Here is a 14,678-nt window from a genome sequence, read left to right as displayed (position 1 = left end):
AGAAGTAGTACAATTGGCGAACCTTTCAGTAGCCCTTTAGGGTTTGGTCAGTAACAAAGGCTTTCAGCCGCAGAGAAAACCACCCGTTCTCACGGGTGGTTTTTATTTTTACCAAAAATGAATATCAATGAATGAATAGCACAGATTCTTTATCACATTTAGTTCTTTCTTTTAATCCATCCAATTAATATGGAAGCAACAAAAATACGTTAAATCATCAGAAATCTCTTTATATATCGAAAAAGCTCCTGTCAATAAAGCCTATTTGCATAACCTTCTTTTAATTCCTTTTCCACTTGTTCTGCAGAAACATTCGGAATTTTTGAGTGAGCGACTAACATGCTGGGAACTGAGGGGAGAGTCTCTTTCTCCAGCCATGTATCAGGCTTCCATAATTCCGATCTAATAAATGCTTTTGCACAATGTGCATAACATTCTTCAACTTCTACTAAAATACCAAACAAAGGAGCTTTTCCATTCACAGCACTTTGCTCAAGCAGTTCAGGATCACGACTAATATACGCTTTCCCATTTATTCGTAAGGTTTCACCTAATCCAGGGATTAGAAAGAGCAGGCCAATATTAGGGTTAGTAATGATATTGTGGACAGAATCCATTCTTCGGTTTCCCGGCCGTTCAGGAATAAACAAATGCTTTTCATCGAGTACCGACACAAAACCAGGAGCGTCTCCACGTGGTGAAACATCACATTTACCGCTTATGTGCGAAGTGGATAAAGATAAAAAGGGGGATTTAGAAATAAAGTTCCTGCAATGATCATCAACAAAAGAAATGACTTTATTAGCTGCCCGTGGGCTAGGATTTCCTATACTGGAACGGAATTCTTCAAATTCATCTTGTGTAGAAATAATATGTTGATAATTTATAGTCATGGAATCACCTTTCGAAATGGAATATGTACCAATAATACCATTTTATTGATGTTTAAGTTAGGAGCAAGTCGATGCCTGGTTTCTCACCAGTAAAATTGAGGGCTTGGCTTTTGTTATTACCGTCAACGATGAGAATGTGCAGCGAGTAGCCTGGAGCTTCAGGCATCCCATAAACCCACATTGCGATACCTTCAGGATTATCACTGAGCGTTGTATTCGCACCGGAACCTGCATAAACTCCAAGTGTCGTCCTAACCGGTGAATTTGTAAAATCAAAATCCAGCTTCAAGACGGAGAAAACATCGATGAGTTCACGGTAGTAAATGGAGATTGTTTTTTAGGAAAATAAATACCATGGACAAGGCCAGCCCATTAAACAGCATGGGTCTGGCCTTTCTTTATGATTAAATATTTTATCTTGTTATATAAATAAAAGGTGGATAATGAACGCTATTCTAGCATATAAATGGGTGCAGCCATTCTCCGAATTGCAGGTGATTGAAATGGAAGTACAAAAAGGTTTTCAGAATTTGTCAAAGCGGAACATGAATTTTGATGAAGTTTTCCAGCATATCCTGACATTCATCAAAGTGCAGCCAAGTGGCAGCCACCGATTGATCATAGGCACGGACTCCCAAGTACATAGTATGTACACACGCTTCATAACAGGTGTTGTCATACAGCGGGAAGGCAAAGGTGTGTGGGCATGTTACCGGTCCGTTAATATAGCAAGGCGAATTGAATCCCTACAGGAAAAAATTTCGATGGAGACAACCTATACACAGGAAGTTGCCTATATGTTCACTCCGGAGAAACAAAACCAAATTATCGATCTATTGCTGCCTTACGTCAATGAAGGAGCCAGCTTCAAGATGGTGGGGCACTTAGACCTTGGCCGAAGCACAAAAAACAAAACAAGAGTGTATGTGAATGAGATGATTCAGCGAATTGAATCAATCGGGCTGGAAGCAGAAATCAAACCTGATTCATTTGTAGCGTCGAGCTATGCGAACAAGTATACTAAGTAGATTCTGATCTTGAACATCCAGTTCAGGACTATTTTTTTGTCGATAAAGTTGAGGACGATTTTAAAAAAAGGTGTACGGGGGATTAAATTACTTTTCTTAAGCTTGCTGGTCAGATAGAAAAGCGGTTTTTTCGCCATTAAAATAAGACCTTAAATAAGGTCTTGAAATATCCACTCTCAATTTTATGGTTCACTTTTGTTTAGCCTTTAATCGTTTTATTTTTCTCTTATGTGTTCTTATAGCTGTTTGCTTATCCTTTAAACTGGTAGTAATCACTCCATAACTTTCGACAACCACCAGATTATTGTTCCCGCCTTGATAATTTCTATAGGAAATTAACAGAAATATCATCCTTCCCCTATGAATAATATTTGTTTTTCCTTTTTATTGTTCTATCACAATCATTCTAGCTTTTGTTTTTTAAATTAAGATTAAGAACCAATTAAGGTTTCTTTAAATAATTTTTTTGATTCACTAGGCCACTTTCTAGACGTATTTAACCTTCCGATAATAATACTTCAATCGCAACCTTCCCCAGTTGAAACTGCAGTCTCTCCAAATGAAATATAATTATTTTCATGTTAAGGTTGTTTCTTCAATATCATTTGAGGCGAGGATTGAAGGAATACAAGTCTTTTTATGGAATTTTAATAGGAACACTGGAAAATAAGTTGATTCCAAATGGAGTCGCGGGAATTAATGGTATCAAACTAATCACAACTGCCATTCAATGGAGGCTTGTCATGAATAATGAGAGTATAGTAGATGTAAAAGGGTTGAAAAAACGATACGGCAGCTTTACTGCTGTTAATGGAGTTTCTTTTCAAGTTAAAAAAGGAGAAATCTTCGGTCTGCTTGGTCCGAATGGTGCTGGCAAGACGACCACGATTGAAATGTTAGTCGGTCTGAGAAAGCCAGATGAAGGCACCGCAACATTAGCGGGCTTCGATGTAATCAAAGAAGTGAACAAAGTCAAAGAGGTAATCGGGGTACAGCTTCAGTCCACCTCTTTGTTCGAATTGTTAAAAGTAGAAGAAATCCTGCATTTGTATGGAAGCTTTTATCCGACTCACGTGGATATCAATGGACTAATCGAAGATATGCTGCTGACGGAGAAGCGGAATGACAGAATCAAAGGACTATCAGGCGGGCAAAAGCAGCGTCTTGCCATTGCACTTGCACTGATCCATGACCCGGACATTGTGTTCCTCGATGAGCCAACGACCGGTCTTGATCCACAGGCGAGAAGGACCCTTTGGGACATCGTCCTTCGATTGAAAGAGCGGGGAAAAACGATCATTCTCTCGACGCATTATATGGACGAAGCTCATGTGCTCTGTGACCGAATCGGAATCATGGACCAGGGCGAACTGATTGCACTTGACACACCAACGAATCTCGTAAAAAAACTGCAGTCTACAAGTTCTGTAGAATTCCATTTGAGCAATCCGCCAGAGCAAGACTGGTTTTTGAAAATGGACGGAGTCGAGGATGTGTCGATCAAAGACAACTTTGTCCAGTTATATACCGATGATGTTCAAGTCACCTTGACCTCCTTGATCCATGCATCTGCAGAACATCAGTTCAAAATTGAGGATTTACAGACTCGATCAGCGACTTTAGAGGATGTATTTATCCATATGACTGGAAGGAGCATCAGGGAATCATGAGAGCTTATTGGCAACTAACACTGGCACAATTACGGATTTTTGCAAGAAACAAGCAGGTTTTGTTCTTTACCTTACTGTTTCCGATCATTCTAATGCTGGCCCTTGGAACTTTTGCCGGAAACGATAGCAGCCTTTCACTAACAGTAGGGCTGATCGACTCAGATCAAAGTGATTCTTCAAAAGTTTTTACAGAAAGATTTTACAAACATGAAGGTCTTGAGACGATAACGTTCAAAAATGTCAAAAGCGGAAAAGAAGCCCTTAAAAATGGAGACATCCAGCTGTTCATGGAAATCCCAAAAGGATACGGGAACAACCTGGAGGAGCAGAATGAACCATCAACTCTGCCTGTCTATTATAATGAAAAAAATCTCACAACCTCAGAGCTCGGTCTGACAGTAGTGAACGGAATCATTGATCAATACAGCAAGGATCTTGCTGACTATGAGCCAGTCGTAACAATTGAAAAAGTGGGAATAAAAGCACTGACCATCCGTTATGTCGACTTCCTCGTTCCAGGAATCGTCGCCATGATGATCATGAGCAACAACATGAACGGAGTCGCCGGTCAAATCTCCGCCTGGCGTGAAAGAGGAATTTTGCGAAGAATGCAAGGAACGAGACTGAAAGCTTCGACCTTCATTGCTGCACAAATCACCGCCCGCCTGCTGCTCAACGGAACCCAGGCACTCCTCGTCGTCCTAATCGCTCATTTCGTCTTTAGCATCCATGTCGCAGGTTCCTGGCTTGCCTTGATCTTCTTCATCATCCTTGGCACACTAGCTTTCATGGCACTCGGTTTCATTATCGCAGGGATCGCCAAAAACCCAGAAAGCGCAGGACCGATTGCCGGCTTCATCACCTTCCCGATGCTGTTCCTTGGAGGAGTGTTCTTCCCGATAAACAATATGCCAGAACTCATCCAGCCAATCGTAAAAGTCCTGCCAATCGCCCATTTAAGCTCCGCCTTGAGGGAGACGATGAACCTCGGTACACCATTCCTCCAACTAGGGACAGAAACACTGATCCTCGGCTGTTGGTTAATTGGCGGATTCATCGTGGCAAGTTATGTGTTTAAGTGGGAGTAGGAAAGTGAGATGTTGAATAGGTTCTCTAGTAATAGACAACCAGCCATCTACTTGTCTCAATAGAGGTTTTTCATTTGCTTCCTTTTAAAAATAATAAATAGAAATTTGCGGCAGTTATCTTGAACTGCCGCTTTTCAATGCGAAAAAAATGTTGCACTAAGGAAACAAATACCTAGTTATCTAAGTGTATCTATTTGTAAAATAAGTTTGTAATGGTCTTAAAAAGGAGTCATTCACTTGAAAAAAGAAGAGACCATTATTGTTGGCAAGATCATTAAAGCCTTACGAAAACAACTGCTGTTTAGTCAAGAAGATTTAGCGGACTTCAGCAAAAAAGACCGGAACACAATCCGCGACCTGGAAAGAGACCAATACAATCCCGCGCTTGTTACCATCTTTAGATTAGCTGTTGTGCTAGATATGAAGCCATCTGAATTAGTAAGGAAAATAGAAAAAGTAGAAGAAAACTCGGAATACATTAATGTATTCCAAAGTGAAGTAGATGAGATGAAGATCGTTATTAAAAAGGACAAAAGGTCCCAATAGAATGGAGAATACCTATATGAATTCATTGGAGTATATTGACCGCAGCGTCTCCCGAATACAATGATGAAATTGAGATGGAGATCATAAAGTATCAGGATCAGTATAAAGTAGTCGTTACCATATGCCAGGAAGAACCGCCTTATAAGGATTTTATTGGGGTAGGGACTGATAAAAGAAGTGCGAGGAGAGCGGCTAGGAAGGCATTAAAAGGTTTATACTCGGAAGCATATAGTGAGGAAAAGAATTAGTAATCTATATATTCATTTTATCTTTTTCTTGAAGTTTTTCCTGTAATCATTTGGTACTTATTGTTATATTTATACTATAAAAACAAAGGAGAATAACTATGCCCATATACAATAAATTAGTTCGAGATCGCATACCACAAGTAATTGAAAACACAGGAAAAAAATTCTCAACCAGAGTCTTAAATGAAACTGAATATATAGATCATCTCAAGAAAAAAGCCTACGAGGAATTAGATGAATACGTTAATACTGATAACAAGAAAGATGCTGTTGAAGAACTTGCAGATTTGTTAGAAATTATTCATTCTCTTTCTGAATACCATGGTTATTCTATTGATGAAGTTGAAGAAGTTCGAAAGCAGAAGGCTGAGAAGCGCGGTGGTTTTAAGGAGAAGATTTTCTTAATTGAGGTTGAAGATGAGTAAGATTGAGTTAATTACAAATGACTTGGGTAGTCATTTATTGAGTCAAATTGAAAAGGCGTCGACAATATGTATACTGACTTCTTTTGTAATGAAATCTGGTGTTGCATTTTTAAAGAACGCTTTGGCAAGTGCTGCAAAAGCTGGTGCGGATATTAAGATTTGTACGGGGGATTATCTTCATATCACTCAGCCTGAAGGTCTTGCTGAATTATTAGGTATTGATGACAATATTGAAGTTCGTCTTTGGAAGAGTAATGGTGTTTCTTTTCATCCCAAAGCTTATTTGTTTAAGTCAGATTCTGAGGATTGCTTGTTTATTGGGTCTTCGAATCTATCAAAATCTGCTCTTAACAATGGGGTAGAATGGAACCTGTCAGTTAGCAATGATAAGGCAGTCTTTAACGATGCTCTTGAAGAGTTCTTAAAGGTTTTTTATGCTGATCAAACTGTTAAGTTAAATGATGAAACATTGAAAGGGTATATGGAAGTCTATGAGCGATACCATGGAGATAAGCCAAATCTCGCTAAGGTTTGGTCAGATACTGATGAACTGGATTTAATGTTACCTACTCAAAACGAGGTACCTGTACAGCCGGAAATCATTCATGATCCACCGAGAAGTGAAACATACGGTGATATTAAACCACGATTCGCTCAGATTGAAGCACTTGAAGAGCTTGATAAGACTAGGGAAGAAGAATACCAAAAGGCACTTGTGGTAATGGCTACAGGCCTTGGGAAAACTTACCTTGCCGGTTTTTTTGCTAAGGATTACAAAAAGGTCTTATTTATTGCTCATAGGGAAGAGATCCTTTACCAGGCGAGGCAATCTTTCAAAAATATTATGCCCAATAAAAAGTATGGGATATATAACGGTAAGTACAAGGATAGCGATGCTGATGCTATGTTTGCTTCCATTTATACTTTAAGCATGAAGGCACATATTGAGAAATTCAGACCGGATGAATTTGATCTGATTATAGTAGATGAATTTCATCATGCTGCAGCTGAATCTTATCAGAGAGTATTGGATTATTTTAAACCAGAATTCTTACTTGGAATTACAGCTACTCCAGATCGAAATGATAATAAAGATGTTTATGCGATTTGTGATGGAAATGTCGCATACCGGCTTGATTTTCTTGATGCAATTAAACATGAATGGCTTGCTCCTTTTAAGTATTATGGAGTGTACGATGAAACGGATTACAGCCAAATCACCTGGTTGGGAACACGTTATGATGAAGAAGAACTTCTACACTTACAGTTAAAAGAAGAAATGGCTTCGAAAATACTGGGTGCTTGGGAAGATAAAAAGCAGTCAAGGACAATTGGTTTTTGTTCTTCGATTCGCCAGGCAAACTTTCTATCAAGCTATTTTAATAAACAAGGATATAAAACAGTCAGTCTTCATTCTCAACAAAAGGAAGTTGGAAGAGCTGACGCCATAAATAAGCTGGAAGCTGGGGAGTTGGATGTAATCTTCACTGTTGATCTATTCAATGAGGGGGTAGATATTCCGCCAGTAGATACCCTTCTGTTTGTAAGGCCGACAGAGTCTTTGACTGTTTTTACTCAACAAATCGGACGTGGTCTCAGATTAGCTCCTGGAAAAGAGCATTGCGTGATTATCGATTTAATTGGGAACTATCGAAACGCAGATGTTAAGTTAAGTTTGTTTGATATGGCAAGAAGTGTAGGAACATCAAAGAAAATCGAACCAAGAGTTCCTGCAAGTTGCGAACTGAACTTGGACTTACAGGTAGTTAATCTCCTCAAGGAAATGACAAGAAAGCGATCTCCACGTAAGGAAAAGCTGCTGAATGATTATCTTGAGCTTAAGAACGACCTTGGCAGGAGGCCAACTTATCTGGAGCTGCATCTTAAAGGGCACTCTGACTCAGTACACTATAAGCAAGAGTTTAACTCCTATATAGGGTTTTTAAGCTGGGCTGATGAGTTAAGTGGCCATGAAAAGAACGTTTATAAGCGTTATGAGAAGTGGCTGGTTGAGGTTGAGAAAACCAGTATGTCAAAAAGTTATAAAATGGTTCTTCTGTTGGCAATGCTTAATCGTGGTGCCAAAGAATGGAATAAACCGATTTCATCAAGAGAAGTAGCTCCATTTTTCCATAGGTACTTAACTGAAACAGAATATCGAAAGCGGATTGATTTCTCGGATAAATCATCGAAAAAACTATGGGAATACAATGAGAGGGCAGTCAGCAACCTCATTGAAACCATGCCAATGACAATGTGGAATCGTGGAGACGATGGATTAACCATCTTTTCGGATGGGATGTTTAGGGTCAATTTTGATATTTTGGAAGAGGACCACGAAATTCTCTATAAATGGACAAGAGAAATAGCAGAATATCGTTTGCATTCACATTTCGAAAGAAGAGCTATTAACAGTACTCATTAATTTGGGTACTGTTTTTATGTATAATGTAAACTTCTTCAAGTATTCATCCAAATATAGTACAATTTTACATATAGTTCAGAAAGATTAAGGTGATACACATGGAAGTAACAGAAAAGGAACTGATCGTTAACTCTGATGCGGGTAATCTATTAAAAGAGTTAGTAGATTCGATCCAGGAATGTGATCGTTTTTATTTTAGTGTGGCTTTTATTAACTTCAGTGGACTGCAGTTATTGCTTGATCCTATTAAAGAAGCTGAGTTAAGGGGCGTAAAAGGGCGAATCATTACGTCTACATATTTGAATTTTACAGATGCTAAAGCATTGGAGCGGTTAAAGGAATTCTCAAATATTGAGTTGAAGGTTTTTGTAACGGATAGAGAAGTAGGCTTCCATACAAAAGCATACATATTTGAGTATAGAGATCACTTTAAAGTAATTATAGGTTCCTCCAATATTACTCAGAGTGCCTTGAAAAGTAATATTGAATGGAATGTCAAAATTATCTCTAAAGAGGATGCTCATTTTATTAAGGATGTCATTAAAGAATACAATAATCTTTGGGAATTGAGTGTGGAAGCAGATCGGGATTTCATTAAACGCTATGAAGAATTCTTGGAGTCTTTTAAAAAGTCCAATCCAAGGCAGAATGTTATTTATGAGGACAGAAGGTATATCGTTCAAAACAGAATGCAAAAACGAGCAACGGAAAACCTAGAACGATTACGTAGTTATGGAGAAAATAAGGCGCTTGTTATTGCAGCAACTGGAACGGGCAAAACCTATATGTCCGCTTTTGATGTTAAAAATGTTAACCCAAAGAAACTGTTATTTGTCGTTCATCGGGAAGAAATTTTAAAAAAGGCGAAAGAAACTTTTGAATTACTATTGCCTAATGAAGGTTTAACATTTGGACTTTTAACGGGAAATCATAAACAGAAAAATGCTGATTACGTTTTTACGACGATCCAAACAATCTCAAAGTGTTATCATGAATTTTCTCCAGAGGAATTTGATTATCTAATTATTGATGAAGCCCATCATGCAGCTAGCCCAACATATCAAACTATTCTCAACTATTTTAGTCCTAAGTTTACTTTAGGGATGACAGCAACACCAGAGAGAAGTGATAGCCGGAATATTTTTGATATATTTGATAACAATGTCGCATTAGAAGTCCGTTTACATGAAGCTCTAGAAGATGATCTTGTCATCCCATTTCATTACTTCGGAATCACTGATATTGAAAGTGTTGATCTAAGCGATGTAGATATTGATGATATCGCAGAAATCACGAAAAGATTAAAGGTGAATGAGAGGGTCGACTTCATCATAGATAAGATGGATTTTTACGGCCATGACGGGGATAAGCGAAAAGGACTTGGGTTTTGTGCGAGCATTGAACACGCTGAGTATATGGCAAACGAATTCAATACACGGGGTTATAAGAGTGTCATATTACATGGCGGAGACTCTACTGATAAGAGACAACTTTACATTAATAAGCTGGAAGATGACAATGATGAACTGGAGTTTATTTTTAGTGTAGATATCTTTAATGAAGGTGTTGATATTCCTTCTGTTAATACTGTGCTAATGCTTAGACCGACAAACTCTCCCATTGTTTTTATACAGCAATTAGGAAGAGGATTAAGGAAATATGCCAATAAAAGCTTTTTAACGGTACTCGATTTTATTGGAAACCATAGTAAAACCTTTTTGATTGCGCTAGCGCTAAACGGTAGTAGATATTACGACAAGGAGAGCTTGAAGGTTGCAATCGCAACAGGCTTTGCTAATATCCCTGGAGCTACCCATATCCAAATGGATAAGATTTCTCAGGAAAGAATTTTAGAGCAAATCGATCGAGAAAATTTCAACTCTATGAAGTATCTAAAGGAAGAGTACAATGAATTTAAAAAACTAAACTCTGGTCGAATTCCTTTTCTTCTAGTTGATTTTTTAAAGTACGATGGTGCTCCTGATCCGGTTAAATTTATCAATAGGGAAAAGTCGTATTTGCAATTTGTTGCTAAAGTTGAAAGAGATGATCATTTAAAAAAGCTTCTACTCAATGAGGATTTTGAAGGAACTCTCAAGGAGTTATCAAGTAAGCTGCCAATTAAACGGATCCATGAATTTGTGATTCTTAAGTACTTATTGCAACACGATTCGATTAACGCTGAGGAAGCAAAGTATCAAATCCTAAAGTTTGTAAGGGATGTTGACCAAGATACCATACGGCATGCCTTTGAATACCTTAATCAAGATTACTATGATTCAGGTCAGTTAAAGTCAAAACCAAAGCTAGTACAGTATAGAGATGGGCAGCTGGTCAGAACAAACCTGTTAACAAATTTACTGAAAAATGAAGAGTATTATAAATTTATTGAAGATGTGATATCATATGGTATTTTCCGATATGAAAAGGAATTTCAAAGTAATTACTACGGCATCCCGCATTTCAAGCTATATGAACAGTATCAAATGATAGATGCAGCCTTACTATCCAATTACCGTAAGATTCATAGTTCTTTCAGAGGCTCAGGCTTATTAGTGAATGGGAAAGAATTCTTCCTGTTCGTGGACCTTCACAAAGAGGCGGATGTGAAAGAAAGCATTAACTACCAAGACAAGTTTATTAATCAACGTTTGTTCCAGTGGCAGTCTGTCAACAACACTACGCAAGAATCCAACAGAGGACAAGATATTATTTATAACAAAAAGCGTGGCGTTAACCTACATTTGTTTATTAGAAAATACCGAGAGATTGACGGGAAGACAGAGCCCTATATTTATATAGGGAAGGGAAATTCAGTACATTTTGAGGGGAATAAGCCGATTACAGTTCAAATGGAGTTAGAGCACGAAATACCATCTAGTTTATATACGGAGTTCACTAAAAAAGTATAGTCTTCTCATTATGAGAAGACTATATTTTCATGTATTAATTGATCAACCGCTGGAATATCTGCCGGGGCCCACTTTAGGGAGTCCAAATTCTCTCGCTTTAACCATATTAGCTTAGAATGTTCACTAGCAATCGGAGTACCCGAGACGATTCTACATTTAATTGAAATTAAGTTTATGATAAATGTCTCGTATTCATGCGTGTGATCATTGAAAACTTCAGAGTTAGTTTCAATTTTACACTCCAATTCTTCTTCAATTTCTCTTTGAAGTGCAGAGAAAATATCCTCGCCTTTTTCAACTTTTCCACCGGGAAATTCCCACATGTTAGGAAGTGCCATCTCAGGAGATCTGAGAGCGCAAAGTATTTCTTTTTCTTCATTTTCTATGATTGCTGCAACAACTTTTATTAGCTTTTTCATAAGTTCCTCCATGATTAGTATTCGCAGTGATAATGATATCATTGATATTTTTACATACCAAGTCAAAGATCATGGAGTAAAGGAACAAACGCCATTCAACACAAAATATGGAATCGTTGTTAATTGTAAATTACTTCTATTTCGTGTTACATAATATGTTAAAATAATTTATAGTGTGATTATATTGCTTTTATAGAGAACATAAAATATTACATTAGAGTTGTTGAAGGGAAATTGGGGGTTAACAATGAATACTTATTGGAACTTTCCAGCTGCTACTGGTGGGTTAATCAATTCAATAAATAATGCAGGTCTTGAGACTTTCAGAGGGAATGCTTTGGAATCGTTGACCAGGGAGATTTGCCAGAACTCTCTTGATGCGGTTAAGAATACAAATAGTCCGGTTGTCGTGGAGTTTAAGCAATTCCAAATGAATACTAATGACTTTCCTGAGAAGGAACAGCTTGTTAAGGTATTCAATAAATGTGATGCTACATGGAGTGGCAGGAATAAAAAAAGTGAGGATTTTATCGAAAACGCTTTAACTCTGTTAGGGAAAAGCAAAATTAACTTTTTAAGAATTAGTGACTTCAATACTAAAGGGCTTGAGGGTGCCCGTGATGGTGAGATAGGCAGCCCTTGGAGCTCATTGGTCAAAGAAGCAGGATCATCTAATAAAGGTGAAAGCTCTGGCGGAAGCTTCGGTATAGGGAAATCTGCGCCTTTCCTGAACTCGAATCTCAGGACACTTTTTTATTCATCCCAAGATATTACTGGATATGAATCTTATATTGGCGTGGCCAACATCATGTCCTTCCAGAAGAACGAAAACCAAATTACATTAGGTAACGGTTACTTTACACACAATGAAAAATCCCTTGCTATTCCTGGAACATTCCAGCTTGATTCTCAGTTTATTCGTAAAGAGACAGGTACGGATATTTATGTGTCTGCATTCGAACCTGTTGGGGATTGGGAAAGTGAAGTGAAAAAATCTGTGTTACATAATTTTTTCATTACTATTTTCCAAAAGAAATTGGTTGTCAGGATAAATGATTTTGAAGTTACACACGAAAATCTCGGACAGTTGATCCATGACTTGGAGAGCACAGAGGAGAACGAGATTCTGAAAAAATATTTCATTCTCCTAAACTCTGAGAAAACCGTAAAACTAAAATATCCTGCACAAAGTTATAAGAATGGTATTTCATTTGAAGAAGGCGAAGCTGAACTGCTTTTGTTCAAGGGTGAAGATTTGAATCGCCGTGTGTTAATGACGAGAAAAACTGGCATGCGTTTGTTCGAACAGAAGAATATCAGCGGGAGCATTTCTTTTACAGGAATCCTGATGATCACTGGTAACCATATGAACAACATTTTTAAGCAAATGGAGAACCCTGCTCATAATGAATGGGCTCCTGAAAGATATGAGAAGGATCCGAAGTTGGCTAAAAAGATTTATTCTGATTTGAGAAGCTATATTAGAAAGACGGTTAACGAGCTATTCCAGGAAAAAATCACCGATAGCATGGATGCGGTTGGATTAAGTGATTTCCTGCCAAATAAAAATTTGCTTTCAGACAGTGGCAAGAATAAGACTGAATCCTTAACATCTTCGATTAAATCGCTTGTTTCTAAAAAGAAGAAGGAAGACACTCCTAAAAAGATTGTCACTAAGGGTGAGCAAGAGGAAGATATAGAGGAACAGTTAAAAGGTGAATTCGGGATTACGCCGACGGGAGATCAGGGTGGAAACGGGACTGGTCAACACAGTGGCGGCGGAGATACTGGAGGCGGCTCAACTGAAACTGGTGGGAATAATAAACTGGATGATAATGATCCAGGAGATCAAGATAAAAAGAGAGAGCGTAAGCCAAGCAAGAAGCCGGTTCAAATGCAACAAAGGTATGCTTGTGTTGATAAGAATGATGGGAAATACCGATTCATGGTCACTCCTCAAAAATCCTTGGCAAGCGGTCGCCTGGTATTTAAAGTTGTGGGAGAACAAAGTGATTATGATCTTCCTATTAAAAAGGCGGCAACTGATAACTCGGAGGTTTTAGTAGAGAAATATACTGCTAATACTATCTATTTGCAATCTCTTAAAGCGAATAAAAGCTTTATGCTAGATGTGGAAATTGACTACTCGGATTACTGTGTCATGGAGGTGGAGCTGTATGAAAATTAGTAGTGCATACCCATATCCTGTGCTTTATATGAATAATGATGATTATATAGATTCCAGTTTTTCGACAGGCATTGAAGTGGCTGAGTCATTTGGTGAAGTGAAAATTAATGCCCATTTCCAGCTGGACAACAATGGCGTTAAAGAGCTTATTCACCAACAGAAAGCGGTTTTCTTAATCCATGTTGAATGTGGTCAAACCAGTTATCGACAAGCATATGAATCTTTCCGTGATTCATTGGAGATTTCTATTCCTTCGAGTAACTTAAGGGGAAAGATCCAAATTCATTCTTTTGTAATCGCTAAAGATAGAATAACGGATTATACCAATGATTCATTGAGTGACTGGTACAAAGGATTTCCGATTACGTTTGAGAAAGGGAATTTCATTGCAATAGGCGAGGCGATCGAAACGACATTGTTTGAGGATAATGCGGAATTATTAAATTTACCGTCTATTATTACAGTGAGTAAGTCTCAAAAGAAAGAGTTTATGGAAGTCGATTTAAATTCGAACAATATAACGATTGCACTCCCAGAGTATGAATATAATCAATATGCTGGAAATGCTAATTCTCGATTGAAAAATACTATTTTGTCAGCGGTTTTCATGCCTGCTTTGGTATATATTTTTTCTAAAATCAAAGATAGCCAAGGGGACTTTGAAGAATACACATGGTACCAAGTGCTAGATAAAATCTTCGATGAAAACAATCATAAACTCGAGGATGTTGGTTCCGATACTTTTTCTGCATTGAAAGCTGCTCAACTGGTCTTGAGAAAACCATTGAAGACTAGCTTTGAAGAGATTGAAAAACTCAACCGTGCGGAGGATTGAC

At 38.0% G+C, this 14,678-nt stretch carries 13 protein-coding genes; 10 read left to right on the top strand and 3 right to left on the bottom strand.

What is annotated here, in order from left to right; all coding sequences use genetic code 11:
- Positions 1–251: 251 nt before the first annotated feature.
- Together J7E32_RS02075 and J7E32_RS02070 are read right to left on the bottom strand one after the other, a co-directional pair.
- A complete protein-coding gene (locus tag J7E32_RS02075; RefSeq protein WP_214902871.1) occupies positions 252–893 on the bottom strand; it encodes a pyridoxamine 5'-phosphate oxidase family protein in 642 nt (213 codons plus the stop codon).
- A gap of 52 nt (positions 894–945) precedes the next feature.
- On the bottom strand, positions 946–1,182 hold the full coding sequence (locus J7E32_RS02070) for a hypothetical protein (RefSeq protein WP_214902867.1): 237 nt from the start codon (positions 1,180–1,182) through the stop codon (positions 946–948).
- A gap of 154 nt (positions 1,183–1,336) precedes the next feature.
- Here J7E32_RS02070 and J7E32_RS02065 point away from each other — a divergent pair, with 154 nt between their 5' ends.
- The 8 genes from J7E32_RS02065 to J7E32_RS02030 all read left to right on the top strand — a co-directional run bounded on the left by J7E32_RS02065 (position 1,337) and on the right by J7E32_RS02030 (position 11,235).
- Positions 1,337–1,921: a ribonuclease H-like YkuK family protein gene (locus J7E32_RS02065; protein WP_286182599.1), complete on the top strand. Its 585-nt coding sequence runs from the start codon at positions 1,337–1,339 to the stop codon at positions 1,919–1,921.
- 743 nt (positions 1,922–2,664) lie between these two features.
- A complete protein-coding gene (locus J7E32_RS02060; protein WP_214902911.1) occupies positions 2,665–3,591 on the top strand; it encodes an ABC transporter ATP-binding protein in 927 nt (308 codons plus the stop codon).
- Positions 3,588–4,679 carry an ABC transporter permease gene (locus tag J7E32_RS02055; RefSeq protein WP_214902864.1) on the top strand — a complete coding sequence of 364 codons (1,092 nt, stop codon included), beginning with the start codon at positions 3,588–3,590 and terminating at the stop codon, positions 4,677–4,679. The genes J7E32_RS02060 and J7E32_RS02055 overlap by 4 nt, the downstream gene beginning before the upstream one ends.
- A gap of 237 nt (positions 4,680–4,916) precedes the next feature.
- Positions 4,917–5,225 carry a helix-turn-helix domain-containing protein gene (locus J7E32_RS02050; protein ID WP_214902861.1) on the top strand — a complete coding sequence of 103 codons (309 nt, stop codon included), beginning with the start codon at positions 4,917–4,919 and terminating at the stop codon, positions 5,223–5,225.
- A 35-nt stretch (positions 5,226–5,260) separates the two neighbouring features.
- On the top strand, positions 5,261–5,473 hold the full coding sequence (locus tag J7E32_RS02045; protein ID WP_286182597.1) for a hypothetical protein: 213 nt from the start codon (positions 5,261–5,263) through the stop codon (positions 5,471–5,473).
- Between the two features lie 98 nt (positions 5,474–5,571).
- Positions 5,572–5,898: a nucleoside triphosphate pyrophosphohydrolase gene (locus tag J7E32_RS02040; RefSeq protein ID WP_214902858.1), complete on the top strand. Its 327-nt coding sequence runs from the start codon at positions 5,572–5,574 to the stop codon at positions 5,896–5,898.
- Positions 5,891–8,323 (top strand): DEAD/DEAH box helicase family protein, encoded by a 2,433-nt coding sequence (locus J7E32_RS02035; protein ID WP_214902855.1) that lies wholly within the window; start codon positions 5,891–5,893, stop codon positions 8,321–8,323. Before J7E32_RS02040 ends, J7E32_RS02035 begins: the two co-directional genes overlap by 8 nt.
- 98 nt (positions 8,324–8,421) lie before the next feature.
- On the top strand, positions 8,422–11,235 hold the full coding sequence (locus J7E32_RS02030) for a DEAD/DEAH box helicase (protein WP_214902852.1): 2,814 nt from the start codon (positions 8,422–8,424) through the stop codon (positions 11,233–11,235).
- Between the two features lie 8 nt (positions 11,236–11,243).
- Here J7E32_RS02030 and J7E32_RS02025 read toward each other — a convergent pair whose 3' ends face one another.
- Positions 11,244–11,654 carry a (deoxy)nucleoside triphosphate pyrophosphohydrolase gene (locus tag J7E32_RS02025; RefSeq protein ID WP_214902849.1) on the bottom strand — a complete coding sequence of 137 codons (411 nt, stop codon included), beginning with the start codon at positions 11,652–11,654 and terminating at the stop codon, positions 11,244–11,246.
- Positions 11,655–11,901: 247 nt separating this feature from the next.
- Between J7E32_RS02025 and J7E32_RS02020 the strand changes: the two genes are divergently transcribed.
- Together J7E32_RS02020 and J7E32_RS02015 are read left to right on the top strand one after the other, a co-directional pair.
- Positions 11,902–13,842: a hypothetical protein gene (locus J7E32_RS02020; RefSeq protein ID WP_214902846.1), complete on the top strand. Its 1,941-nt coding sequence runs from the start codon at positions 11,902–11,904 to the stop codon at positions 13,840–13,842.
- Positions 13,832–14,677, top strand: coding sequence for a hypothetical protein (locus J7E32_RS02015; protein WP_214902843.1), 846 nt, complete (start codon positions 13,832–13,834; stop codon positions 14,675–14,677). The genes J7E32_RS02020 and J7E32_RS02015 overlap by 11 nt, the downstream gene beginning before the upstream one ends.
- The last annotated feature ends 1 nt before the right edge of the window (position 14,678 follow it).

The sequence above is a fragment of the Bacillus sp. ISL-55 genome, from assembly GCF_018613155.1.
GTDB lineage: Bacteria > Bacillota > Bacilli > Bacillales > Cytobacillaceae > Mesobacillus.
This window is presented reverse-complemented; position numbering and strand designations above follow the sequence as displayed.